This window comes from Parasphingorhabdus sp., from assembly GCF_036963805.1.
GTDB lineage: Bacteria > Pseudomonadota > Alphaproteobacteria > Sphingomonadales > Sphingomonadaceae > Parasphingorhabdus.
Genome location: NZ_JBALUN010000005.1, coordinates 163,148 through 188,982, shown reverse-complemented (window position 1 = coordinate 188,982; position 25,835 = coordinate 163,148). Strand labels below are relative to the sequence as shown.

Annotated in this window: 19 protein-coding genes and 2 pseudogenes; 12 read left to right on the top strand and 9 right to left on the bottom strand. The window is 48.0% G+C overall.

Going from position 1 to position 25,835, the window contains the following annotated elements:
- The first annotated feature begins 115 nt into the window (after window positions 1-115).
- Window positions 116-853: an SDR family NAD(P)-dependent oxidoreductase gene (locus V7676_RS13745; RefSeq protein WP_335660271.1), complete on the top strand. Its 738-nt coding sequence runs from the start codon at window positions 116-118 to the stop codon at window positions 851-853.
- Between the two features lie 241 nt (window positions 854-1,094).
- A pseudogene (locus V7676_RS13740) lies at window positions 1,095-2,038 on the top strand (oxidoreductase).
- 695 nt (window positions 2,039-2,733) lie between these two features.
- Here V7676_RS13740 and V7676_RS13735 read toward each other — a convergent pair.
- The 3 genes and pseudogenes from V7676_RS13735 to V7676_RS13725 form a co-directional block, all read right to left on the bottom strand.
- Window positions 2,734-2,955, bottom strand: a complete 222-nt coding sequence (locus V7676_RS13735) for a hypothetical protein (RefSeq protein ID WP_335660270.1) — start codon at window positions 2,953-2,955, stop codon at window positions 2,734-2,736.
- 1 nt (window position 2,956) lies between these two features.
- Window positions 2,957-3,847 (bottom strand): annotated as a pseudogene (locus V7676_RS13730) (phosphotransferase family protein).
- Between the two features lie 27 nt (window positions 3,848-3,874).
- Window positions 3,875-4,150 (bottom strand): hypothetical protein, encoded by a 276-nt coding sequence (locus tag V7676_RS13725; RefSeq protein WP_335660269.1) that lies wholly within the window; start codon window positions 4,148-4,150, stop codon window positions 3,875-3,877.
- Between the two features lie 541 nt (window positions 4,151-4,691).
- Between V7676_RS13725 and V7676_RS13720 the strand changes: the two genes are divergently transcribed.
- From V7676_RS13720 to V7676_RS13705, 4 genes are all read left to right on the top strand, one after another.
- Window positions 4,692-5,960: a cytochrome P450 gene (locus tag V7676_RS13720; protein ID WP_335660268.1), complete on the top strand. Its 1,269-nt coding sequence runs from the start codon at window positions 4,692-4,694 to the stop codon at window positions 5,958-5,960.
- A 49-nt stretch (window positions 5,961-6,009) separates the two neighbouring features.
- Window positions 6,010-6,333 carry a 2Fe-2S iron-sulfur cluster-binding protein gene (locus V7676_RS13715; protein ID WP_335660267.1) on the top strand — a complete coding sequence of 108 codons (324 nt, stop codon included), beginning with the start codon at window positions 6,010-6,012 and terminating at the stop codon, window positions 6,331-6,333.
- Between the two features lies 1 nt (window position 6,334).
- Window positions 6,335-7,933, top strand: coding sequence for a GMC family oxidoreductase (locus V7676_RS13710; protein WP_335660266.1), 1,599 nt, complete (start codon window positions 6,335-6,337; stop codon window positions 7,931-7,933).
- A gap of 92 nt (window positions 7,934-8,025) precedes the next feature.
- Window positions 8,026-9,168 (top strand): acyl-CoA dehydrogenase family protein, encoded by a 1,143-nt coding sequence (locus V7676_RS13705; protein ID WP_335660265.1) that lies wholly within the window; start codon window positions 8,026-8,028, stop codon window positions 9,166-9,168.
- Between the two features lie 178 nt (window positions 9,169-9,346).
- Here V7676_RS13705 and V7676_RS13700 read toward each other — a convergent pair whose 3' ends face one another.
- Complete coding sequence (locus V7676_RS13700) at window positions 9,347-12,082, bottom strand: helix-turn-helix transcriptional regulator (protein WP_335660264.1); 2,736 nt, start codon at window positions 12,080-12,082, stop codon at window positions 9,347-9,349.
- Window positions 12,083-12,459: 377 nt separating this feature from the next.
- Here V7676_RS13700 and cysD point away from each other — a divergent pair, with 377 nt between their 5' ends.
- The 3 genes from cysD to V7676_RS13685 are packed head-to-tail and all read left to right on the top strand — an operon-like array spanning window position 12,460 to window position 16,027.
- The gene (gene cysD, locus V7676_RS13695; protein WP_335660263.1) at window positions 12,460-13,377 is read left to right on the top strand and encodes a sulfate adenylyltransferase subunit CysD; all 918 of its coding nucleotides are present in this window, start codon (window positions 12,460-12,462) and stop codon (window positions 13,375-13,377) included.
- Window positions 13,377-15,302: a sulfate adenylyltransferase subunit CysN gene (gene cysN / locus V7676_RS13690; protein ID WP_335660262.1), complete on the top strand. Its 1,926-nt coding sequence runs from the start codon at window positions 13,377-13,379 to the stop codon at window positions 15,300-15,302. The genes cysD and cysN overlap by 1 nt, the downstream gene beginning before the upstream one ends.
- Window positions 15,299-16,027, top strand: coding sequence for a 3'(2'),5'-bisphosphate nucleotidase CysQ (locus V7676_RS13685; protein ID WP_335660261.1), 729 nt, complete (start codon window positions 15,299-15,301; stop codon window positions 16,025-16,027). Before cysN ends, V7676_RS13685 begins: the two co-directional genes overlap by 4 nt.
- Before the next feature lie 45 nt (window positions 16,028-16,072).
- Here V7676_RS13685 and V7676_RS13680 read toward each other — a convergent pair whose 3' ends face one another.
- A complete protein-coding gene (locus V7676_RS13680) occupies window positions 16,073-17,980 on the bottom strand; it encodes a polysaccharide biosynthesis protein (RefSeq protein WP_335660260.1) in 1,908 nt (635 codons plus the stop codon).
- Window positions 17,981-18,285: 305 nt separating this feature from the next.
- On the opposite strand from V7676_RS13680, the gene V7676_RS13675 reads away from it, so the two are divergent.
- From V7676_RS13675 to V7676_RS13665, 3 genes are read left to right on the top strand one after another with little or no spacing between them, the layout of a single operon-like run.
- A complete protein-coding gene (locus tag V7676_RS13675) occupies window positions 18,286-19,590 on the top strand; it encodes a UDP-glucose dehydrogenase family protein (RefSeq protein ID WP_335660259.1) in 1,305 nt (434 codons plus the stop codon).
- A gap of 17 nt (window positions 19,591-19,607) precedes the next feature.
- Complete coding sequence (locus tag V7676_RS13670) at window positions 19,608-20,411, top strand: class I mannose-6-phosphate isomerase (RefSeq protein ID WP_335660258.1); 804 nt, start codon at window positions 19,608-19,610, stop codon at window positions 20,409-20,411.
- 10 nt (window positions 20,412-20,421) lie between these two features.
- The gene (locus V7676_RS13665) at window positions 20,422-21,489 is read left to right on the top strand and encodes a mannose-1-phosphate guanylyltransferase/mannose-6-phosphate isomerase (protein ID WP_335660257.1); all 1,068 of its coding nucleotides are present in this window, start codon (window positions 20,422-20,424) and stop codon (window positions 21,487-21,489) included.
- Here V7676_RS13665 and V7676_RS13660 read toward each other — a convergent pair.
- The 4 genes from V7676_RS13660 to V7676_RS13645 all read right to left on the bottom strand — a co-directional run bounded on the left by V7676_RS13660 (window position 21,486) and on the right by V7676_RS13645 (window position 25,720).
- A complete protein-coding gene (locus V7676_RS13660; protein WP_335660256.1) occupies window positions 21,486-21,878 on the bottom strand; it encodes a hypothetical protein in 393 nt (130 codons plus the stop codon). The genes V7676_RS13665 and V7676_RS13660 overlap by 4 nt on opposite strands.
- 158 nt (window positions 21,879-22,036) lie before the next feature.
- On the bottom strand, window positions 22,037-24,025 hold the full coding sequence (locus tag V7676_RS13655) for a GtrA family protein (protein WP_335660255.1): 1,989 nt from the start codon (window positions 24,023-24,025) through the stop codon (window positions 22,037-22,039).
- Complete coding sequence (locus tag V7676_RS13650; RefSeq protein WP_335660254.1) at window positions 24,022-24,714, bottom strand: class I SAM-dependent methyltransferase; 693 nt, start codon at window positions 24,712-24,714, stop codon at window positions 24,022-24,024. Before V7676_RS13650 ends, V7676_RS13655 begins: the two co-directional genes overlap by 4 nt.
- A complete protein-coding gene (locus V7676_RS13645) occupies window positions 24,707-25,720 on the bottom strand; it encodes a glycosyltransferase family 2 protein (protein ID WP_335660253.1) in 1,014 nt (337 codons plus the stop codon). The genes V7676_RS13650 and V7676_RS13645 overlap by 8 nt, the downstream gene beginning before the upstream one ends.
- Window positions 25,721-25,835 lie beyond the last annotated feature (115 nt).

Here is a 25,835-nt window from a genome sequence, read left to right as displayed (position 1 = left end):
TTCACCACCCGCTCCGCGGGGGCTTTTGAGTGTTTTGCTTTCATCTTCGTTCCTTACAGTCACTGCGATAAAACCAAAACACTCACTTATTTTATGCAACCAGTCTGTCTATTGAATGCTGACGGCGGACACTGGCGGTGCTTCGGGCATTGGCGCTGCAACTGCGCAGCGTCTGCACAAAGCAGGCGCATCGGTGTTGGTTGCGGATTTAGCGGACGCCAAAGTAGAGGTCGAGAGTTGGGGATGCAGCTTTCGGCGCACTGATGTTAGCGATGAAAATGAAGTAGCTGCTATGTTGGACCAAGCCATATCGGAATACGGAAAGCTCGACATATTGGTCAATAATGCCGGTATTGCTAATGTGCATAATATAGAAGAAGCTGATCTTGAGCGAGCGGATCGTTATTTTCGGGTCAACGCGCTGGGCACTCTTGCCGGAGTGAGGGAAGCCGCCAAACGGATGACCAGTGGCGGTACGATCATAAACACTGCATCACTTTCTGCGATGCAGGGAACCCCTGGATGGGGGGAATATGCGATGTCAAAGGCCGCCGTTATCTCGCTTACACAGACTGCAGCGATTGAGCTTGGTCCACGCAATATAAGAGCGAATTGCGTATGTCCAGGCGGCGTAAGGACGCCGCTCGCAGTGGAGGTCAATGGTGATGCTTTGGATAAGGCAATGGAGGCACTCGCTCCTTTGGGGCGTATCGGACAACCAGAAGATATCGCAGCGATGGTCCACTTCCTCGCCAGTGATGATGCTGCTTATGTGACAGGGCAGGCTTATCTTGTTGATGGAGGATGGAGCGTTGGCACAACGCTGGCCACAATTGGATTAGCTTTGTCATAAATGTAATGTTTAGAGCTATCGCGATCTCACTTTAGTGTCCCGCTTTTGAAGTGTCTCCGACTTATGCCGGGTGGGGGCTTCAGCCCTTTTGTTTGAGCTAGCCTGCTTCTTGATAAAAATGAGGCGGCCAGAAGGGCGACAGTCTCAAATTATGTAATAATGGATAGCATCGACCCCTCCCGATCACGGAAGAGCCGATTATCGGCTTCATAGCTGACGAGTAAATTAAGGTAAATATTATATGTCCATCGACGCGCTATTCGCCCCCGTCCGAATTGGATCATTAAACCTTCCAAACCGCATAATCATGGCCCCGTTGACCCGTGCACGAGCAAGCGTAAATCATATCCCCTGCGAATTAATGGCTCAATATTATGCGCAACGCGCAGATTACGGATTAATCGTTCCAGAAGCAACTGCAGTCGATCCTGTTGGCATGGGGTGGTATCGTGCGCCGGGAATCTGGTCGCCTGAAATGGTGGATGGATGGCGTCTCGCTACTGATGCAGTGCATCAAGCAGGCGGCCGTATTGTCGCACAGCTTTGGCATATGGGTCGATTGGTCCTGCCAGATTATATCGGAGGGCAAAAACCAATTGCCCCATCTCCAATTGCCGGTGAGTGCGAAACAGTTGCTCCCCGCCCTGCAGGTGGTAAAAGCCTCTTCCTGCCAATTAAGCCCTACGTTGTTCCGCGTGAAATGAACGAAGGTGATATCGCTTCGCTGGTCGCCGCTTATGCGCGCGCGGCAGCAAATGCCATGGACGCAGGATTTGATGGCGTCGAGATACACGGTGCGAACGGCTATATTATCGATCAATTTTTTAATCGCAGTCAAACCACCGAACTGACGATTATGGCGGAAATGTAACAAACCGGACACGGTTCCTTCGCGAAATTCTAGAAGCAGTATCATCGGCCGTCGCCCCCGATAGAACCGGAATTCGTATCAGCCCCACCGGCGAACGCAAGGGTATGGGAGACGAAAATCCGGGAGCATTGGCTGCAGCTATTGGTTCCATAGCTGAGTATGTAAGGCTTGCTTACATCCATCTAATCGAACCGATTGCCTCCGGCTTCGTGGAAAAGCCCGCCAATCCCGTATCGGAAAAGCTGCGCGCAGTATATACGGGTGCCGTCTTCAGAATGGCAGCTTTGAAGCACAATCAGCTGCTGACTATATAGCTGCCGGCCGTGCCAGCGCGATATCATTCGGCCGCTCCTATATAGCCAATCCAGATTTGGTTGATCGCATGCGCTTGCGGCTCCCGCTGGCTGATGCCAACATGGATTAAGCATATGTTGGTGAAGATAAAGGTTATACAGATTATGTGCCGTCAGCACCGCTGTAGAAATAGTGGTTGTGCAATTCAAAATTATCTGGCCGTAAAAAGTTAAACTACGTCATCACTTTGCTTGCTTCATGCCAGGGACATGAAAGCTAGTAGGTTGTTGGTGTCAGCTTGCCGCCTCGGGCAGAGGCTTCGAGTAGCTTCAAATGTAAAAGACTTTAGTAGAAAATCAGCCAATCAGAATCCCGTTGAGCTAGCAAATACGATGAGATTCTTTTCGTTCTAATCAACTTCAAGCATTGCCTCAATTGCTGGTAGAGAACCGGAATTAAGCTCCCAGCCTTGTGAGATGAGCAAAGCACGATCGCGGAGCAGCTGTTCGCGCGACATTTTCATGATGCATTGTTCGGCCTTGGCGAGTGCTGCCGGGTTGGCATCTGTTGCAGCGATAGAATCAAAAGCCGCGCCGATATTGCTGCGCAGGGCGCGTATAGAGGCCAGTAATTCGGCGGGGTCAGCGCGGCAACGGAGGAAAATATCCGTCGCGCTTTGCTCCGCCGACGCAAGCTCGGCCGCGCATTTGCGCTTTCACAGCGACGTTAACGTTTTCGCTGTTTCCGTTAATCGTGTAAGTTCATCGCGGTCGAACAGATATTGAACGGGAAGCTGCTTTTCCATGAGCTGCAATATGCCGACAATCAGCTGCGATTGTTCAGCGGCGAGTTGGTTGTCCGGCTGCAGAGTGGGCATGACAACATCGACCATGGCTTTTATTATCGTTTTGATCTGAATCTCTGGACGTAGCTGCAACTTATCGACCTCCCTCTAATTGCTCTAACATTTGGTCCAGCACGACATGCGACAGTCCAGAAAGCCATGCGACAAGGACATCCTGATGGGTCTTGCCATTGCGCGCAACGCGGTAACCAGAACCGATCAATAAAATGGCGAGGCTGAAATTATTATAGACCTGATACCAATGGACTGTTTTTCGACAAAGGGTCATTCTAGATGCTTTTTCATAGCTATCAAAAAATTCATTTTCCGGCAGCATGCCGTAAACGAGAAAATTGCCATCAGTATCAACGCTGCCAAAGGTACCACTGGTGGTCCATGCTATATCCTGATGACGATCGCCGACCCGGCCCAATTCCCAATCCAATATCGCGCTGAGTTGCATATCATGTTCGGTGAATAGAAAATTGCCGAGGCGATAGTCGGAATGGACGATCGCGGGTGTTTCGAGCGAAGGCATATTGCGCCGAAGCCACGCCGCCGCCACTCGGAGGAGCGGGATTTCTTCATCGGCATCTTCTTCTCATACACGCTCCCACCAATTGATGCTCCACTCGGCGCACTGTAGGCTCGGAGAGGGGGGAGTAAATGCTGTTAGCCCCGCGTCGGCCACTTTGATGCTGTGAATTTTGGCGAGATGCCCGACAAATTGCGGGGCAAGTTTGGTCCTTATCTCTAGCGACAATTGTATTCCCGTGCCAGAAACACCAGCAGTCGTATCGCTGGGTTTGGTGATGCCGACGGCAAATTCATAAATGAGTGCGGGGTACGGGAGATATTCTCCTTCTTCATCACACCAGAACACGGTTGGAACCGGAATATGCCTCTCCATCGCACGGATTAGCTCAAATTCGCGAAGGCGGCTGGTAGCGACGATGGATTCTGCCCGTTCCATGCGCAGCACCATGGCTGTTTTGATTTGGCCAATATTGGGTCAGTTCCATTCCAGATCAAAGGCCATTTGTAATTTTGATGCGCCGCCTGAAAGCCAGCGGGCTTTATGAAGCTTGAAACCAGAACCGATTTTGGCTTTGAGCAGTGCATCCAGTCCACTCAACAAATCTTCCAATCGGTCCGAGCTATAGCCCGGGCCAGAGTGCAGCTCCATTTTGCGGGTAAGTAATTTGTCAATTTGAGCTTCGATCTCAAAGCGCCGTCGCAGATCATTTATCCATTCCGCTGATGGGTGGTCCTTGTCCAGTATCGTCATGCCCCCTACCTATGTTTTATAATGATGAGGCTAGTTCGGCTATGCTTTAGAATAACCATACTTTTGTATGGGGTGCCGCTTTTGCGATACTAAAGAGATAAAGTTGAGGGCGTTGGTTGATGGAAAGGATACTGGCTGGGTTCTAAGAACCGCAAGTTCATAATTTTATAGCCATAGCCTTTGATGTCATCAGATGGGTGACGGATTAACTCGTATGTTAATAATATTGATGAATTTTTCTTTTTCAGAATTGCATCCTTCCGGTGCGAGGGGCAACGGTTTTTTGGGCGAGGCGATTGACTAGGCCTTTTTCACAATTCTGCTGAAATTGCGATGTGTGTTGCCGGCAGCAAACAGCGCGGCTTTTAGATCTGATTGCATAGGCAGTTTTTACTATAAATTTAGCGGTAATAACCGAACCTATACCAAAGTAGGGGGTGGGTTAGGGCATTATGATACAATAATGTTTGGAATGATGAATATGGTGATCTTCTCATCCGTTGTTTCGGCTGTGGAAGAATAAAAAAATAGGAGAATATATATGGACGAAGCGCAGGTAAAACAGCAATCAGATAGGGATATTGCGGCTTCGATGCCATTAGAGGAATTTGATGTTAGCCGCCCAGAGCTTTTTGAGCGAGAAGGGCTGCACCCCTATTTTGAACGGATGCGCCGTGAGGCCCCGGTACATTATTGCAAAGACAGTCATGTCGGGCCATTTTGGTCGATAACGAAATTTAATGACATAATCGAGATGGAGAAAAACCATAAAATATTCTCATCCGATGTCAGTGTGGGTAGCTTTGTACTTGATGATACGACGCTGAATGCAGTTGATGGCGGCATAGACCTTCCCAATTTTCTGGGTATGGACCCGCCTAAGCATGATATTCATCGCATGGCCGTTAGTCCGATCATGGCGCCGGAAAACCTAGCTCGTTTTGAAGCTCTTATTCAGGATCGAACGACCACAGTTTTAGATGGCTTGCCGGTTGGCGAAACCTTTGACTGGGTGGACCGGGTTTCTATTGAACTGACTACAATGATGCTGGCCACATTGCTGGATTTTCCTTTTGAGGACCGGCGCAAGCTTACCCGCTGGTCTGACCTTATCACCACGCGCCCCGGTCAGGGCTTGGTGGCTAGCTGGGAAGAGCGCGAAGCTGAATTGATGGAATGCCTTGGCTATTTTCAAGGTCTTTATGATGAACGCAAATCTCTTCCGCCCAAGCCGGATTTGATTTCAATGCTCGCGCATTCGCCAGAGATGCAAGATTTCTCGCCAACAGATTTTCTCGGCATGCTGGCGCTGTTGATTGTGGGGGGGAATGATACGACGCGCAGTTCAATGTCTGGCGGCGCGTTGGCTTGCCATCTGTTCCCTGAAGAATTTAGCAAAGCGAAGGCAGATCGCAGTTTGGTTGCTACCATGGTGCCGGAAATTGTCCGATGGCAGACCCCGATCGCACATATGCGCCGTACCGCGCTTGAGGATGTCGAGTTTCATGGTCACACTATCAAAAAAGGCGACAAGATCGCCATGTGGTATCTTTCCGGCAATCGCGATGAAGATGTGATTGATAGGCCGATGGACTTCATCGTTGATCGTCCGCGTGCACGCTACCACCTTTCTTTCGGATTTGGCATTCACCGTTGCTTGGGCAATCGTCTGGCAGAAATGCAGCTTCGGATATTATGGGAAGGCTTGCTTGAGCGTTTTTCGCGGATCGAAGTGATTGGTGAACCTGTGCGGGTTCCCTCTAATCTGATTCATGGCTTTTTGGAAATGTCCGTTAAGCTTCACGCTTGAACGGATGATTTTTGAAATACTCCAACATTTCCCAATAAGGAGGCAAGTTATGCCTAAAATTACGTTCGTTACAGAAGACGGCCACGAGCAGGTTGTTGACGCTCCTGTAGGTACAAGTGCGATGGAGGCTGCCCTCAACAACGGCGTTCCTGGGATAGACGGCGATTGTTGCGGCGCAGTCGCGTGCGGCACTTGTCATGTCTATGTTGATCAGAAATGGTTCGATAAAACTGGGCCGATGACACCGGGCGATGAAACTGAAATGCTTGAACTGACTGATGCATTGCGCGACAATAGCAGGCTTTCTTGCCAGATAGTGATGACCGATGAATTGGATGGTTTGATCCTTACCACGCCAGGGCATCAGCATTAAGATGGATTTTGACGCCGACTATATCATCATTGGCGCGGGTTCTGCTGGCTGTGTTCTCGCAAATCGGTTGAGTGCTGATCCGGCAAATAAAGTGTTGTTGTTGGAAGCAGGCGGTAACGATAGCAGCCTGTTTTATCGCATGCCTGCGGGTTTTTTCGAATTAATGAAATCACGCAAAGGCAATTGGGGGTATGAAACGACCCCTCAATCGGGCTTGAATGGGCGCATAGCGTATTTTCCGCGCGGCAAGGTGCTTGGCGGTTCCAGCTCGATAAACGGCCTTGTTGTCGCGCGCGGCAATGCAGGCGATTATGACCAATGGGCGCAAATGGGAAATAGCGGCTGGTCCTATCAGGATTGCCTCCCCTATTTTAAAAAAATAGAAAGTTGCGCCGCTGCCGATCCAGAGTTTCGCGGACAGGATGGGCCGGTCACCGTTACATGGTCACCTATCGAGGAGATGAATCCGACATCGCGTGCATGGCTAGATGGCGGGCAACAAGCGGGACATTCGTTTAACAAGGATATGAATGAGGGAGATCCAATTGGGATGGCCCAAATGCAAGGCAATTATGCAAATGGTCTGCGGCAGAGTGCCTCGGCTTGCTATCTAAGACCTGTTTTAGGGCGGGCTAATTTGCAGGTGATTACCGGTGCCTTGGCGCAGCGGGTCGTAACGGACGAAAAGCGTGCCGTCGGAGTTGACTATCTGAAAAAAGGAAAGTCCAAAACAGTCCGTGCGCGCAAAGAAATTATTCTATGCGGCGGTGTGATTAACTCGCCCCAGCTTTTGCAGCTATCGGGCATTGGCGATCCTAATGACTTTCAGACGCATAATATCCCGATAGTTCATGAATTACGCGGCGTCGGACGTAATATGAAGGATCATCTCTCCATCGCGGTTAAACAGCGGATGACAAAACCCTATTCACTGCTATCCAGCCTAAAACCGCTGGCAATGGTTAAGGCGCTAGGCCAATATTTGCTGTTTAAATCCGGATCTACTGCAGTCAGCGCGCTGGAAGCATGGGCGCATTTAAAATCGCGCCCCGAACTGGAATATCCGGATATTCAAATCTATTCCGTGCCGCTGATGTACAATGACCATGGCCGTGATATTATTAAAGAAGAAGGCTTTATGGCCGTGTTGAATGCTAGCAGGCCCCATAGCGCTGGCACAGTACGGATACAATCGAGTGACCCAACAATCGCTCCAAAAATTGATCCGCAATATCTGACTGAATCGGAAGATTTGCGCGTGATGCGTGAAGGGATCAGGCTGACCCGCGAGATTTTTGCGCAGTCTGCCTATAATGACTTTCGTGGAAGTGAATATGCGCCGGGTGAGCAGGTTACGTCCGACGTTGATCTGGACGAATATATCCGTAACAACGCCAATACGCTCTATCATCCGGTCGGAACTTGCAAAATGGGCAGTGATGATATGGCCGTCGTTGATGATAAATTATGTGTCAGAGGCATTTCAGGCCTGCGGGTGGTGGACGCATCAATCATGCCGGAGATAATCAGTGGCAACACGAATTTTCCCGTAATGATGATTGCTGAGAAGGCGTCCGAAATGATTTTGGCGACAAATTAAATTTTCATTATTCACGTGATTAGAAACAGGTCGTCAGTTCATCGAATTGGCGTCGTTAATCGGCCCGCTCAGAAATATAATGGAGAAGCAGAATGCTCAACCGCGACGGCAGTAAGATATTTGGCACTGAACACAGCCAATTTCGGGATATGGTACGAAAATTTCTGGCTAAGGAATTCACGCCCTATTTAGAAGAGTTTGAAGAGGCGGGCATGGTCAGCCGGGAGTTTTGGCGAAAGGCAGGCGACGCTGGCCTTTTATGTCTTGCTTTGCCGACACAATATGGCGGCCTTGAGCTGGATTTCACATATAACGCGGTCATTAATGAGGAGTTTACCTATGCCATGATGTCTGACAGCCTGACACTGCAGACGGACATCACCATGCCTTATATTTTGCGTTATGCGAGCGAGGAGCTCAAGGAAAAATGGCTTCCCCAAATGGTAAGCGGAGATAAAATTTGTGCCATTGCGATGACCGAACCGGGTGCCGGCTCTGATTTGCAAGGCATTAAAACCTCGGCAATTCGCGATGGCGATGATTATATTATCAATGGATCGAAAACTTATATTACTAATGGACAAAACTCGGAACTTATTCTTGCCGTTTGTAAAACCGATGTAAATGCTGGCGCGAGAGGGACTTCTCTTGTTCTCATTGAAACTGACAGGCCGGGTTTTGAGCGCGGGCGCAATCTTGATAAAATCGGGCAATGGTCAGCAGATACTTCGGAACTATTTTTTAACGATGTGCGCATCCCTGTAACCAATTTAGTCGGCGAAGAAAATCGCGGCTTTATTTATCTGGTGAGCGAACTTGCGCAAGAACGACTGTCCATCTCTATCACTGCGCAGGCTGCAGCGCAGCGTGCTTTTGATGAGGCGTTGAGTTTTGTAAAAGAGCGCAAGGCTTTTGGTAAGCCAGTTTTTGATTTTCAAAATACCCGTTTCACGCTTGCTGATGCCAAATCACGATTGCAAGTTGGATGGGCGCATCTGGACTGGGCAATTGCGCGTCATGTCGATGGTGAATTGACTGCGGAGGAAGCCGCGGCATCCAAATTATGGCACACAGAAACGCAATGGATGATTTGTGATTTAGCGCTGCAATTACACGGTGGCGCTGGCTATATGAACGAATATCCCATCGCCCGGATATGGCGGGATGCCCGGGTTCGGCGGATTTATGGTGGTAGCTCAGAAATCTTAAAGGAGTTAGTGGGACGAAGCCTGTAAGCATGAACAATCAACCCGGCAGCCATTATCGCCGCTGAGCCTTGTGATGCAGTTGCATCTCTAGCGAAATGAAAGTTCTGGTGTGGGTGGGTGAGTAATATAAACGCGGTCTCTATATTTATAAGAAACCTTGAATGCGAGCCGCGAGATTAATCTGCCTAAGAGAAATCGAACGGACTTAATTGATTAGGCCGAGGACTCTCGCATGGGCTACTGCTGTGGAACGGTTCTTGACATCAAACTTGCCGTAAATATTTTGTAAATGCCATTTGACCGTAGTCTTGGAGATATTGAGGCGGTTTCCAATCTGTTCGTTGCTCATGCCGGCTGAAAGCAATCTTAAAAGGTCCGATTCCCTTGTGGTAAGGCGGTCAAGCAGTTGTGGCTTCATAGATTGTAGCGGTTGATGACCTTGGGTGCTCAGCTCTAAGCCCATGCTCTCCAACAATTCGAGAAAATAATGCCGCTCGGTGTCATGTGCAAGTGTGGCATGTTCCGTGCGAATTGCGTTCATAATATGCGCAAGCCGACTGCTACGGACCATGAAGGGCAGTTTAATCCTTCGGCTGGTTGCCAATCGGATGGCTTCCAGTAGGGACCCTTTCGCGGCTTCGATGTTTTGGGATTCGCTGAAATACTCTGTTTTTAACAGCAGCCAATTCACCAACTTTGCAGTTCGCCTTTCCGCGCGCGCGCGTGAAATGCCGTTTTCGATAAGCAGCTTTGCAGGCTCAAAATTCCGTGCGGTCAACAAAAGGTCTGCGTGGGTAATAGTAAAGATATCATGCATCTGCGGCAGATCTGAGGATAGTAAGTTGCCAGGATCAGTCAAATCGGCATGCATGCCGATCCTTGAAGCTTCCTCGGCCGCTTCTTCCACGCGTCCCAACTCTAGATAACGTTTGGTAATAAAGCAGCCCAGCATGAGCGAGAGCCGGGGCGGATAACTATTTGCAATTTCCTGCAGCGACTGTCGGTCGTAAGGACTTGCCGAGACGCCATCCCATAGGGCAACCGCTGCGTTTAAACCGCAGGCCGCCACCTCGAGGAAACCATGTGTGCGAAGGTGCGGAAGGCCTTTTTTAAGGAGTTCGCGTGCCTCCGATTCTAGTCCCATTTCGACGGCGCATTTAGCGGCAACCAGCGCTAGGGCGCCCGTGATTTCCGAATTTTCGGGGAGTTCGGAACGTGTGCGGGTTATTTCTCTGATGAGGTCGGAATAAGCTTCGGAATAGTTTCCCTCCGCAATCGTGATCAGGTTGCTATATGTCGCGACCCAACCGTTTACATATACACTATTGGCTTTGAATGCAGATAGCTTTGCAGATTGAAGGGCTACCCTCGCCTTCGTAAAACAATGCTGTGATGTATAACTATTCCCTACGATGCAATGAGCAGCGCAAACTTCAAATGGGTCGTCACCGTCTTGCGCTTCGGCTAACCAATCTGTGGCTTCACGTTGCGCTTCCGCGGCGTTATCTGTCAGGCTGTCAATCGATGCCTGCAACAGCGAAATACGACGCCGTAGCTTAGAGTAGTTCGTCGCCGAACTTTTGACCTGCGTTGTTCCCAAGCGTGTCCTCAACTTTTGAACGCGCCGTTTAGCTACATCATATTGGCGCCGGAACGCGAATGCCCAGATAAGCCAATATTCAGTTTGGGGTGCGAGCGATACTTGGTTCTTTAGAAGTATATCGGTCCATCTAAGAAATTTGGCAATGTGGCCGCTATCTCGTACCGCTCGTTCTGCGAAGCGATCAAGTAAGTCGGTCGCATGGCCGAATGCCTCGCCCTCAAGTGAATATTCTATTGCGTCCTGCCACAAATCATTGCGTTCGCTCCAAAGTGCGGCGCGGCGGTATATATCTAGACGGCGCTCGCACGGAATGACTTTCATTGCCTGGGCGATCAAGAACTCGCGAAGGAGGCCATGGAAACGAAACCAGCCGCTGCGAGAGTCCAGCGGAACCATAAGAATATTACGTTGAATCAGACTGTCCAGCATTTTTACAGAATCAGGATCTGACCAGATTTCCTGACATAGGTCAGTCGAAAATGTGTGGAGAAGACTTAGCTCCAGCAAATGAGATTTTAAATCATCATCGAGCCGAGACAATATCTCGTCGTTCAGCAGTTCCGCAAGTAAGCTATGTGAAACACTTATCGATTCGAGCGATTGGGTGACATCAGACGATCTTTCCAGAATAATCTGGATCATTCGGATCGCGGCGGGCCATCCTTCGGTTCGATCAAGAACCGTTTGTATCCCGTTCTCTCCAAGCTTGGCTTTTAAATCGTCAGGAAATATCTGTTCAACTTCGCTTCTCTCTAGCCGCAGATCGCTGGGACCGAGAGGTAATAACAATCCTTCAAGCTCCGCCCTTGTCCGATTGAATGGAATATCTTCTATACTGCTGACGACTAATTCGATCTGTGGAGCACTGTCAAAGACAAGCCGGTTCATGAGGGTGTTTATACCCGCATCTGAGCAATAGTTTAAATTGTCGATAAAGATTGCCATCGGCAGCGGACTTGAACGGAGGTTGTTCAGCAAATAGTCTGTCCGCTGTTCAATTGAGGCCTTGCCACCTAATAATGCCCCGGTCGGGTGCGTTTCTTGCGCTTGCAATTTTAGCTGTAAGCCTATCATATCTATGATCGACTCAAGTGTGGCGTGACGTTCGTTGAGACAAATCCAGACACATTGCTTGCCCGTGCGTTGCAATTCAGAAAAGACCAAACTCATCAGCACAGTCTTTCCGTAGCCGATTGGCGCCAAAAGCGCTGTCAACTTGTGTCTGAGCTTCCCACCCACGATAACGCGCCTGAGCGCCTTGACCCTGACTAGCGGGAAATTCACATAGGGAGGGGCATTTACGTCATTTTCTCCGTTCATATTAATCGTGTAGGACATGTAACTGCCAACGCTCTCATTGTTATTTGGCTAATGACCTGAATCCTAATCAACTACAGTTTAGCTTTCAGACGCTGATCCAGAAAATGGGTAATCTGCGCTGGTCAACGGCACTATTCATGTTGTTTGAAGATTATCCCCTCCCAAAGTACGGTTGCATAGCACGGCGGTACTTCCAGATAAATTGAAAATACATGTGGGGCTGACAGTGGTAGCGCATATTCATAACTGGGGCGGATATAAGCCCAGCTTGTGTAAAGAACCTGATGTTTTCATATACGCGAAGTTTCGCTTTGATTAGAAAATATTGTGCCCGTTATTCATAGAGATTTGCTAAGTGCTGTGCAGTTATTCTTATTTTTATCGGAACTTGTAAAGTGCAGCACCCAGCAACCGCCAAGGCTTTAACCCACCTTCAACGTCTCGAATCCGAGGCGATTCACATCATGCGTGAGGTTGCTGCAGAATCAGAGAGTCCGGTGATGCTCTATTCTGTTGGTAAGGATAGTGCCGTGATGTTGCACCTTGCAAAAAAGGCATTTTTCCCATCGCCCCCTCCTTTTCCCCTGCTGCATGTCGATACCACATGGAAATTCCAGGAAATGTATAAGCTGCGTGAGAAAGCGGCGAAAGATGCTGGCATGGAGTTGCTTGTCCATCAAAATCCCGAAGCTAAAGAGCGCGGTATTAATCCCTTTGATCATGGCGCTTTGCATACGGATATGTGGAAGACCGAAGGTTTGAAGCAGGCGCTGGACCAATATGGTTTTGATGCGGCCTTTGGCGGCGCCAGAAGAGATGAGGAAAAAAGCCGCGCGAAAGAGCGAATTTTTTCTTTCCGGTCTGCGAATCACCGCTGGGACCCCAAAAACCAACGTCCTGAGCTTTGGAAGCTCTATAATACTCGCAAATCCAAGGGTGAAAGTATCCGGGTTTTTCCGCTCAGTAACTGGACGGAACTGGATATTTGGCAATATATTCATCTTGAGAATATCGAGATTGTTCCGTTATATTTTTCTGCTCCTCGGCCGACAGTGGAACGCGATGGCATGCTGCTTATGGTTGATGACGAACGTTTCCGTTTTGAAGAGGGGGAGGAACCAGTGGAGCGTTCGATCCGTTTTCGGACCTTAGGATGCTATCCTCTCACCGGTGCTGTCGAAAGTACGGCCACCACGTTGCCCCAGATTATTCAGGAAATGCTGCTGACCACAACATCGGAACGACAGGGGCGGGCTATTGACCATGATCAGGCCGCCTCAATGGAGAAGAAGAAGCAGGAGGGCTATTTCTAATGGATAGTCGGGACATAATTTACAAAACAGATGCACTGATTGCCGACGATATCGATAGCTATCTGGAAACGCATCAGCATAAAACGATGTTGCGCTTCATTACCTGCGGTTCGGTGGATGATGGCAAATCGACGCTGATCGGGCGCTTGCTCTATGATTCCAAGATGATATTTGAGGATCAACTGGCATCTTTGGAAGCGGACAGCAAAAAAGTTGGCACACAAGGGCAAGAGATAGATTTCGCGCTGTTGGTTGACGGCTTGGCCGCTGAGCGTGAGCAGGGCATCACAATTGACGTGGCCTATCGCTTCTTCGCGACAGAAAAGCGTAAGTTCATTGTCGCCGATACACCGGGGCATGAGCAATATACCCGCAATATGATTACCGGCGCGTCGACGGCGGATCTGGCGGTCATTTTAATCGATGCCCGGCAAGGGATTTTGACTCAGACCCGGCGTCACAGCTATTTGGCGCATTTAATCGGTATCAAACATCTTGTCGTTGCCGTGAACAAGATGGATTTGGTGGGCTATGATCAGGTTATTTATGACCAGATCGTCGCTGACTATACGGCTTTTGCGAAAGAAATTGGCATATCGGCTTTCACACCTATTCCGATTTCGGGATTGGCGGGTGATAATATCACTAGCAAGTCTGACAATATGGCTTGGTATGACGGACCTGCCTTGGTGGCCCATCTCGAAGATGTTGAGGTCATGGTAACGATCAACCAATCCAAACCCCTGCGGATGCCGGTGCAATGGGTGAATCGGCCCAATCTCGATTTTCGGGGATTTAGCGGACAGATTGCCAGCGGAACGGTCGCTCCGGGCGATGAGGTTCGTGTCTTGCCTTCGGGTAAAACATCTACGGTGAAACGTATAGTGACGATGGATGGTGATCTTGATGAAGCAGTGGCTGGCCAGTCTGTCACGTTAACATTTGCGGATGAAATTGATTGTTCCCGCGGAGATGTGATCGCTGCTGCTGATGCTCCGCCACAGGTTGCCGACCAGTTTGAATCCACAATCGTCTGGATGGATGAATCGGAACTATTGCCGGGTCGCAGCTATTGGATGAAGATTGGCAATCAATTTGTCAGCGCGACCATTCAATCGCCCAAATATCAGGTCAACATCAACAATATGGAGCAGCTTGCAGCAAAGACGCTGGAGCTTAATGATATTGGCGTGGCTGAAATTTCGACCGATCGGCCGATTGTGTTCGAACCTTATGCCGATAATCGCGACATGGGCGGCTTCATTCTGATCGACAAGATCACCAATGCGACAGTTGCTGCCGGAATGCTCCATTTCTGTTTAAGACGATCGCAAAATGTCCATTGGCAAAATGTCGATATTGACCGGACTGCTCACGCCCTGCAAAAGAGTCAGGAACCACGCGTAGTCTGGTTTACCGGTCTGTCCGGTTCCGGAAAATCGACAATCGCCAACATGGTCGAGAAGCGTCTGCATGCTCTTGGCAAGCACAGTTTTCTTTTAGACGGTGATAATGTCCGCCATGGGCTGAACAAAGACCTTGGGTTTACCGACGCAGATCGTGTGGAAAATATCCGCCGTATCGGTGAAGTTGCCAAATTAATGGCCGATGCCGGGCTTATTGTGCTCACTGCCTTTATTTCTCCCTTTCGCGCGGAACGGCAACTCGTCCGTTCTATGTTACCAGAGGGTGAGTTTATCGAGATATTTGTCGATACCCCGCTTTCCGTGGCGGAAGAGCGTGATGTGAAGGGGCTTTATAAAAAGGCCCGCGCCGGAGAGCTTAAGAATTTCACGGGTATTGATAGTGATTATGAAGTTCCTGACACTGCTGAAATGCGCATAGATACGACCAAAATGAGTCCGGAAGAAGCGGCCGAGATTATAGTGGATAAAATTATTAGCAATTGGACCTATACAATATGACGGATGCGGAATTGGCGGCCAAATTGGCGAAAGATGCTGGAAAATTGCTTTTGGAATTGCGCAAAAACTCTGATTTAATTGGCAAACAGCTTGGTGATGCGGGTGACAAAGCGGCCAATGAATTATTGGTAGCTGCGCTGCGCGACCTGCGCCCCGATGATGGTCTGCTCTCTGAAGAAAGCAAGGATACCAGCGCGCGATTGAGCAAAGAGCGGGTCTGGATAATCGATCCGGTGGACGGTACCCGCGAATATGGCGAGGGCCGAAGTGATTGGGCGGTGCACGTCGGAATGGCCATCGAGGGAAGGGCAACTGTCGGTGCGGTAGCTTTGCCTGGGCTTGGTTTGACGTTGCGCAGCGATCAACCTATTGGTTTGCCGGTCCGTGCGGATAAACTGAGGATGCTGGTCAGTCGTTCCCGGCCTGCCAAGGAAGCGGTTGCGATTGCCGAGATATTGGATGCAGACCTCATAGCTATGGGATCAGCGGGAGCAAAAGCTATGGCCGTGGTCCGGGGAGAGGCCGATATTTATCTGCATTCGGGCGGTCAATATGAATGGGATAATTGCGCTCCGGTCGCCGTAGCCGAAGCTCACGATCTTCATTGTTCTCGCATTGATGGAAGTGCATTGCGATATAATAGAGAAGACCCTTATTTGCCCGATTTGCTGATCTGTCACAGGCAGGATGCCGACCGACTATTAAAATTGGTTCGCACGCTTTAAGATTTGCGAAGATATTATGGCCCTGTAATTTGGCCAATAATATTTTCAGGATGCTTGTTTGACTGCTTCATTGTCCCGCTCATGTTCAAATTCAGGAACTAATATTTTCAAAAGCGCTATCGCTTTTTCCGAGTTCCGGCATGTTCTAATTTGATCTAAAAGCTGTTCCAGAGTGGCCTGACCCAAATGACTTTCGTGAGCCATCATGATCCGATTATGGACTGTCGATTTCGGATCATTCCCGATAATCAGTTCTTCATATAATTTTTCGCCGGGGCGCAGGCCTACTTCTTCGATTGCGATATCACCATCTGGATTGGCTTGGTCGCGAATGGTTAGGCCAGACAGATGAACCATAGTCTTCGCTAAATCGATAATCCGCACTGATTTTCCCATATCCAAAACAAAAACCTCGCCGCCCTTTGCCATTCCGCCAGCCTGAATGACGAGCTGCGCTGCTTCTGGAATAGTCATGAAATAACGCGTGACGTCGCGATGCGTCAGCGTAATTGGCCCACCTATTTCAATCTGTTGCCGGAACAGGGGAACGACAGAACCACTTGACCCCAAGACATTGCCAAAACGAACCATAGAGAATCTGGTTTCACTGGCCTCTGCAAAGGCCTGAATAATTTGTTCTGCCCCGCGTTTGGTTGCCCCCATGACATTAGTGGGACGAACTGCCTTGTCGGTACTGATTAAGATGAAATCGCGAACGTTAGCCGTATGAGCCGCCTTCGCTATTGCGTAGGTACCCAATATATTATTTCTGATACCTTCAATGGGATTGGCCTCTACAAGAGGTACATGCTTATAGGCTGCGGCATGAAAAACTGTATCTGGCTGCCAATAAGAGAAAATCTCTTCCAATCGAGTTGCATCCGCGACTGAGCCCAGAACAGGAAGGATTTCGATATCCTCAAAACCATGATCTTTCGAATATTTCCTCAGTTCTTTTTCAATCGCGTAAAGCGAGAATTCCGACAATTCGAACAGGATGAGCTTGTGCGGGCCAGATTTTAGGATTTGGCGGCAAAGTTCGCTACCGATTGATCCTCCGGCCCCGGTTACCAAGACTTTCTTGCCAACAATAGTCCGTCCTAATAGCAATTCATTGGGGGCAACGGGTTCGCGACCAAGAAGGTCTTCGATATCCAGTTCGCGAATATCGTTAAACGAAACTTGCCCGTCCATGATATCCTTCATATTCGGAAGGGTCTGCACATGGACCTTGGATTTTTGAATTTTATCAACAATGGCACGCCGCTTTTTACGGGAAATGTTCGGAAGCGCTAACAGGATGTCAGTGACGGCATATTTATCGATAACTTCCGGCAGATTGTCGCTCCAAAAAACCTTGTTCCCGTCCAGCTTCTGGCCGTTAAGACGCCGGTCATCGTCTATATAACCACATAATTTCATTGCAGGCTCGGTCCGCATAGATGCAGCTAATTGCTGGCCAGCGTTGCCGGCGCCATAAATCAGGACTGTTTTAACTTGCCCACCAAAGCGGTTGCGCCCTAAAATGTCGACCATCAGATAACGCGCGGTAATGCGTGAAAACCCAACCAATATGAAGAAAATAATCGGTTGAATGACCCCGATTGTTCTTGGAACACCCGCCAAACCTACAATCGAAAAAATGACAACCATCGGGATGGTGTAGATAATAAAAGCCCTCACCAAGGTTTTCATCATGCCGGTGCCTGCGTAGCGAAAAATCGCATTGTAAACGCCGAGGAAGTAGAACATCGGTAACATTGTCAACAACGCAGCTAATACGACCTTCTGGATTGCCAAATCCCAATAGATCCAGACGCCGATGCGCAAGGAATAGGCAATCCAAATTGATTGGACACACAGGATAATATCCACGATCAATACGATCGCCTGCTTCATCCAGCGCGGAAAATTGGCAATTTTTTCTAGAATAGCAGTGACTAAAATGGTCATGGCTTTGATTGTGTAAGTCCTTGGTTGGTCAAACCACGCTTTGGTAGTTGATCAGGCGATCATAACCAATTTTATAGCATTTACCAAATAATTCAAATTCATTGGTCATTTTAATATGTAGAAAAATGGAAGTTGTATATTGGGCTAACACAATACATTTTCCCGTTTCCGTTAACAAAAGCTGGAACGGGCTGTATAGTAGCCGGATTAAGTGACTAAGCTTGACCGAGAATTTTGATCAGGCCACAGATACTCGGAATCTGGTGATGGTCACCGTATAGTTTATAGTGGGATAAAGGATATTTATGAAAATTGCGATGATTGGTTCCGGCTACGTGGGTTTGGTATCTGGCGCATGTTTTGCTGATTTTGGCCATGAAGTCATTTGTGTAGACAAAGACCCCGCTAAAATTGACAAGCTTGAACAGAATATCATGCCAATTTTCGAGCCTGGTCTGGCAAGTCTGGTCGAACGCAATGTGGATGGTGGCCGCCTATCTTTTTCCGGCAACCTGAAGGCATCGGTAAAAGACTGCGATGCGGTGTTTATCGCGGTTGGTACTCCATCACGGCGGGGCGATGGTCATGCTGATCTAAGCTATGTTTATGCGGCCAGTGAAGAAATTGCAGATGCAATCGTCAAGCCAACCGTAATCGTGACCAAATCTACGGTGCCCGTAGGGACAGGCGATGATGTCGAATTGATATTATCCAAAAAACTTGATGCCAATCAATTTGCAGTTGTATCCAATCCTGAATTTCTGCGGGAAGGCGCTGCTATTAACGATTTTAAACGACCAGATCGGATTGTTATCGGCGCTGAGGTCGAATGGGCAAAAGATATAATGAGTGAAATTTACCGCCCACTATTTCTCAATGAATCGCCGATCCTTTTCACGGGTCGGCGGACGGCTGAACTGATCAAATATGCCGCCAATGCATTTTTGGCGACCAAGATAACATTCATCAACGAAATTGCTGATTTGTGTGAGAAAGTCGGCGCTGATGTACAAGAAGTTTCGCGCGGAATTGGCTTGGACAACCGCATTGGATCCAAATTCCTCCATGCAGGCCCCGGTTATGGCGGTAGCTGTTTTCCAAAAGATACTTTGGCACTGCTAAAAACTGCTCAAGATTATGAAAGTCCTGTGCGGATCGTGGAAGCGGTCGTGCAGGTCAATGATCAGCGCAAACGGGCCATGGGACGCAAGGTCATCCAGGCTTTGGGTGGAGAGGCCCGGGGCAAAAAAGTGGCGCTGCTTGGCCTGACATTTAAACCGAACACAGATGATATGCGCGATGCGCCATCTATCGCTATCGCGCAGACTCTTATTGATGCGGGTGCCGAAGTGAGCGCCTATGACCCCGAGGGCATGGAAATAGCAGCCGAAATCATGCCCAACGTCACGATGACAGAAAGCAGCTATGATGCGGCGACAAATGCAGATGCTGTTGTGATCGTGACGGAATGGGACGCGTTCCGTGCGCTTGATTTCGATAAGCTATCTGCTGCTATGGCGGGGAAAGCGTTGGTGGACTTGAGAAATATATATCATCCAGCAGATGTTGCGAAAAGCGGACTGGAATATACGAGTATCGGCCGAGGCTAAGGGTCAATGGACGGAACATGAAACTGAAACAAAAAAAAGTTCCAAAACCATGGGGGCAATTGACCTTGCCGAAGATATTCGGCGGCAAGCAAAAGGAGAAAATCGGCGAAATCTGGTTTGCTCCGCCCAAAGCCATTGCGCCTGCGTTATTGGTCAAATATTTGTTCACCAGCGAAAAGCTGTCTATTCAGGTTCATCCCAATGATCGTCAGGCGCGCCGGCAAGGTTTGGCCAACGGTAAGGAGGAATGCTGGTATATATTGGATGCGGAACCGGACGCCGTTATCGGCATCGGACTGACCAAAGAGGTTAGTACGGCCAAATTACGCGCTGCCGTTGTCTGCGACCAAATCGAGCAACTTGTCGATTGGAAACCGGTTAAACAGGGCGATATTTTTTATATTCCGGCTGGTACAATACACGCCATAGGGTCTGGGATAAGCCTTATCGAAGTGCAGCAGAATGCGGACGTAACCTATAGGCTGTTCGACTATGGGCGGCCCCGCGAATTGCATTTGGATGATGCCCTGGCTGTCGCTACGCCTGCTCCTTATGACATGCAATATTATGTCGAGGCCGAGGCAGATCAATCCGCACGATTGATCGATGGCCCCCATTTCCGTTTGTTTCAGGTTATGGGCGACGATAATGCTATATTAAGGGGCGTTGTTGCAGGGGAATGGCAAATCATTCCCCTGGAAGGTCAAATCACCACGAGGGGGGAGGCTATTGGTCCCGGCGAATGCGGGCTTTGTACCAATGTTTCAGAACTTGATTTATCCGCTAATGTAAAATCCCTGATTGTGTGCAGTATGAAATGAGGCAAAAAATATGAGTGGCAATAACCTCATTACCCCTGTGATTCTGTCGGGTGGCTCTGGAACGCGTTTGTGGCCTGTATCAACCGATGAGCGGCCCAAGCAATTTCTGAACCTTACAGGCCCGCTCAGCATGTTCCAGATGACATTAGAAAGATGTCAGAGCAGTGATCTGTTTGAACTTCCGATCATCGTCGGCAGCGCTAGACATGCGGCTCTTACCGAGGAACAAATGGATGAGATAGGAACACGCGCTGCGGCCCATATATTGGAACCATGTGCGAGAAATACTGCGCCGGCAATAGCATTGGCTGCTTTGGCCTGTGCGGACCCGCAAGCGTTGATGCTGGTAATGCCCAGCGATCATGTCATTAAAAATGTACCAGAATTTCAAAATGCTGTCCGAGATTCGATCCCATTAGCAAGAGCGCGATGGTTGGTAACTTTTGGCATTGCGCCGAATGGACCGGAAACCGGATATGGTTACATACAGCAAGGCAGTCCGATTGTTGGCAGCGTGAACAGCTTTTCTGCAAAACGCTTTGTGGAAAAGCCCAATCGAGAAAATGCCGAGAAAATGCTGGATGATGGTGGATATCATTGGAATGCCGGTATTTTCTTGTTTAGGGCGGATAACTATTTGCAGGCTTTGGGCGAGCACGCGCCAGAAATGCTGGAAGCGGCAAAATCTGCCATGAATCACGGCCATAAAGAAGGACATCAAATCATTCCACAGGAAGCAGCATTTGCTTGCGCTCCGTCAGATTCGATCGACTATGCTGTGATGGAAAAGGCGGAAAAGGTCGCTGTAACACCGATTGATCCGGGTTGGTCAGATGTCGGTAGCTGGGACTCTCTGTTTGAAATTAGTACGGAGGATGATCAATCCAATGTCACTTCCGGAAAGGTATTAGCGATTAATGCCAAAGATAATCTGATTCATGCCGATGGATTTGAAATCGCGGCATTTGGTGTTCATGATCTAATTATCGTCGCTAGCGGAAATAAGGTCATGATAATGCCAAGGGGCCAATCGCAAAACGTCAAAAAAATCGTGACCGAATTACAAAAAGGCGACTAATTTACTGTTTTGGGATGCAGTTTGGCATCAGGCCCGGCACTTACATCCACCGTCTTTGCATTTAGGACCTTTCCGGTCATCCATCTCGGCCAGAACCGTGCTATGACCATAAGAACTGTCGGCATAATCATAGTATTCCACATATCATGATAAGACGCAGCTCGCCCGATGGCGATAGCCGCTTCACTGGAGCCACCATGTTGTAGATCAACATATTCATTGGCCAGTTCCGCGACAAGCACAGCAATCCATGGCCAAGGGCTTCCAAGTGCTCTGCGAAAAAACAAGGAAAATGAAAGCTGAATAGCCAATGCGCTATATATGTGGAGCGCATCGCGATCCAGCCCACTGGAGCTTTCCAGCCAAATTTTTATGTCGATCCATTGCATATTAGCCCTGTGCCGAAGCTAATCCTAACCGTCAATGAACAATGGTTGGTTTAGCTTGATTTTAAGATTTTTGGTATCGATAGTTAATGAGTGAGCTATTGTAGTATATAAAAAACGCGCCTGCCACAGACATGTTATGAAAACTTGTAGAAGGTTTCTTATATTATAGAATAGCAAGTTGTTGCAGGTTGTTGTTCAACCTTAGAAACTGCTTCATAAATTTCGAAATTTTGGTCTCTTAAAGATAGATGATAGTGGCTGGACAATATTTCCTCGAATTTAGCATTTCGCTTAAAAAAATCAGTCATTCGAAACATGTCTGGAGAAATTCCGTATTGAGTTTGTCGAACATTGATAAAAATATATTTTGGAGAATGGCAGGATATGTCTTCCACCAATTGCTGCCGGATTTCAAAGCCGACTTGATCGAGTTGCTTATTTGATGCTCCGGCATTTTCTGCCTTAGCTATCGCGGATAACATCCAATGTGCAAAATGCCGTGAAACCCATTTGACATGGTGCTGTTCTACATGCGGAAATACAAGGCGGGGATCGGCTGTCACGATCATTACCGAATCTCCAGCGGATAAACGCGAATAGTATTTTTCTATTCCGTTACGATCATTCTCATAAGGACCATAGATCAAGCCGACTAAAATATAGGAGATTGCAACAAAGGATGCAAATGGCTGATGAGCGAATTTCCGGAAGATCGTTCCCTCTGTTAAGCGGGGCTGATTCGCCAAACAAATAAACAGAGCGATTGAAAGGCCAACTGTTGCTGGGATGGTATGATATTGCCAGCCCTTCTGTTGTGCAAAATATGCAACTATAAAACCCAATGATGCTGTGATTAGAGCTCTCATTAGAGGTAGTTTTGGAAGCTTTGGTTGACGAAATTTTGTCCAAGCGATGAAGTATAAAATACAAACCCATATAATCACTTCTTCTCGAAGAACTTGTGCAAGAAATGGGTGTTCGTAACCTTCATACGCGGTGTTAACCAAGGGGACAATTTTCGTTAGAAAATCTGGAGTAAACACGAATATAGAAGTTATATAAGCTACAGCGCAAACAGCCATAGCGCTCGTTTCCCAACGAACAGGCCTCCAATTTTTCCGAAGCTCAAACAGTAGCCAAAGCTCTAAGCCAACAGGGACTAGAACAAAATAGTGTTTCATAGCAAAGCCGACGGCAGCAAAAAGCCCAACTGCTAAAGAAAACCACTGCGAAACGTCATTCTGACGTGACCTTTGTGCGATCAGCGCAATATAGGGCAACGAGAAAATCGCGGCCAATTGCTCGCGCTGCCCGAAGTTATAAATTGGGGCTAGCAACATTAGTATAAGTAGAAATATTGAACTAATTAATTCACTATTTCGATCTGGCAGATCGGCTAGCCTTATAAAGGCCGTGACCGAGAAAACTGCTGAAGCGATAATGAATATAACGTAAAGAGTATGTGGCTGAGCAGATATGGCCTCGCCGACCATATCCAATACCGCGCCCATCCAAAACCAAAGTGGTGGATTTATCTCCATAATATGACTGTATAATGGAGTTCCTCCATTAATCTGTCGAGCTATCCAAAACTGCCAGGAAACATCATGTGTTAATGGAATGTTGATGAGAAAAGGCAAAAGCATTAAAGCAAATATGATTGTAGCCAGCTCGTTTCGAAAGCGGGACGCAAGGCGCAGTAGCTCACTTTTTATATGGGGAAAGTCACTATTTTTTGGTTCGGCATCTGCGAAGGGAAAAATCACATATCGCGAAAGTAAGTAGAATGTTATCGAATAGGCCAGCATCGCGATCAAGTGGACGAATGGATTATTCACAAACCCCATTTTTTGGCTCATCATTAGAATAATTATATTGACCAGATAGCTAATCAAAAATGATGCAATGAATTTGAACAGTTCAGATGGGTTACTTCTTGTTTGTACACTGAATGACCAACGTCGATTGAGGATGTATGAAAAGCTTAACCCGGCAGCATATCCCACGGCGTTTGAGGTATAGTCCCCTACGCTCCACCATAGAAAAAATAGGATTATGGAATAGCCAAATATGGTATTAAACATACCCGTCAGGGCAAAGCGAACCACAGGTTGTTTTGAGAGTAATGTTAACGCAGCCGATTTCATGGCTGCGCATCAAGCAGATACTGCCCCCCTAGAGGTAGCCATCGCAAGAACGCTTCCAATGGACGAAAAATAGCCAATTGTTGCGGGAAGAAAATGTGGTATTGACCTTTAATATTTTTAAATCCAGCGGCCTTCAAACGACGCTTCATCTCCGGCTCGCTGATTAAAACGGCGTGTTCATCAAACGGACACCTTTTTACCGCCAGACGGGTCAATGGATTATAAGGATTATGCTCAAACAAAACGAACCGGCCACCGGGAGTTAAGCATCTGCGAATTTCGGACAGAAGCTGGATATGATTCTGCTCTGGAATATGATGAAATACACATGCGGTAAACGCAAGGTCCAGCGAGTTGTCGGAAAAGGGCAAATGTTGGCCATCATAAACATGGGTGCTCATGTTTGTGACGTTCTGATATTTACAAAGTTTCAGGGATTCTGCGGAAACATCCAAGCATTTTATTGCAGTATCTGGGAACGCTTTGCGAAGTGGTTTGAGAGAATTACCGATCCCGGCACCAAAATCCAAAATCGAAAGAGGGCTGAGTTTTCCGGTATGAGAAATTTTTGCTAATTCATCTATCTTGTAGCTCGCGAAATAATCCAGATCATCTCCCGCAAAACTAACCGATTGAGCATGCTGCCGGCGATAGTCGGCAACAACTGCATCAAATTCAGCTTCAGCCATTGACGGATTTCCTTATATTTTTTTGGTATTGATGGACGGTGTTTTCTGCCACATCTCGCCTATAGACTTGATCTATTATGTATAATGGCCGCTGCTTGGTCTCCATGTACATCCGGCCGAGATATTCTCCAAAAATACCAAGAACTAAAAGCTGCACTCCACCTATCAGTAGGACAATTGAAGCCAAGCTGGTCCAGCCCGCAATTGTATTGCCTATCAAATAGTTGATAGCGACCCATGCAAAGAGTCCCAGGGCCGCAAACGAACAAACAAACCCCAAATGCGAAGCCAGCCGCAAAGGAATTGTCGAAAAACTGGTAACTGCATCAAGGGCAAAACCAACCATTTTCCGAAGTGGATAATGGGTTTCTCCCGCGAACCTCTCGTCACGATTATAAGGGACTGCGATTTGACTAAAACCAATCCAACTGATCATCCCGCGAACAAAGCGGTATCGTTCTGGCATAGCAACCAGTTGATCAAGTACGCGGCGTGTGATGAGACGAAAGTCTCCTGTATCGCGAGGAATCTTAACATCAGATAATTTGTCTAGGACGCGATAAAAAATCGACGCGGTTCTCCGTTTAAACCATGTCTCTCCCGCACGTTGAACGCGTGTTCCATAGGCCACATCGTGACCTTCCGACAGCATTCTACGCATCTCGGTCAGTAGTTCTGGTGGATCCTGTAGATCTGCATCTAGAATAAAAATCTGTTCCCCACGGCATATTTCTAGGCCTGCGGAAAGTGCCAATTGATGGCCGCAGTTTCTTGATAGGTTAACACCCACCACTGACGAATTTTGTTGCGCCGCTTCAGTGATGGTTGACCAAGTCCGGTCACTTGATCCGTCATTGATAAGTACAATCTCAAAGTCCTGCGAGACTTCATGTTCACAAACTTGGTAGAGGCGTTCGAGCAGCGTATCGATGCTGCCTTCTTCGTTATAGCAAGGCACGACAACAGATAGAGCTGGACGATTCCGATCCGCAGGACTGTCGTTCAAAGTTATTCTCCTTTGCAAAGTCAAAACCTTAAGAATGCCTTACTGCTTTGATGGTTAACAAAGCGTATAGAAATGGCGAATTTCATGCTTTCCTAACCAATATCGAGGTGATACT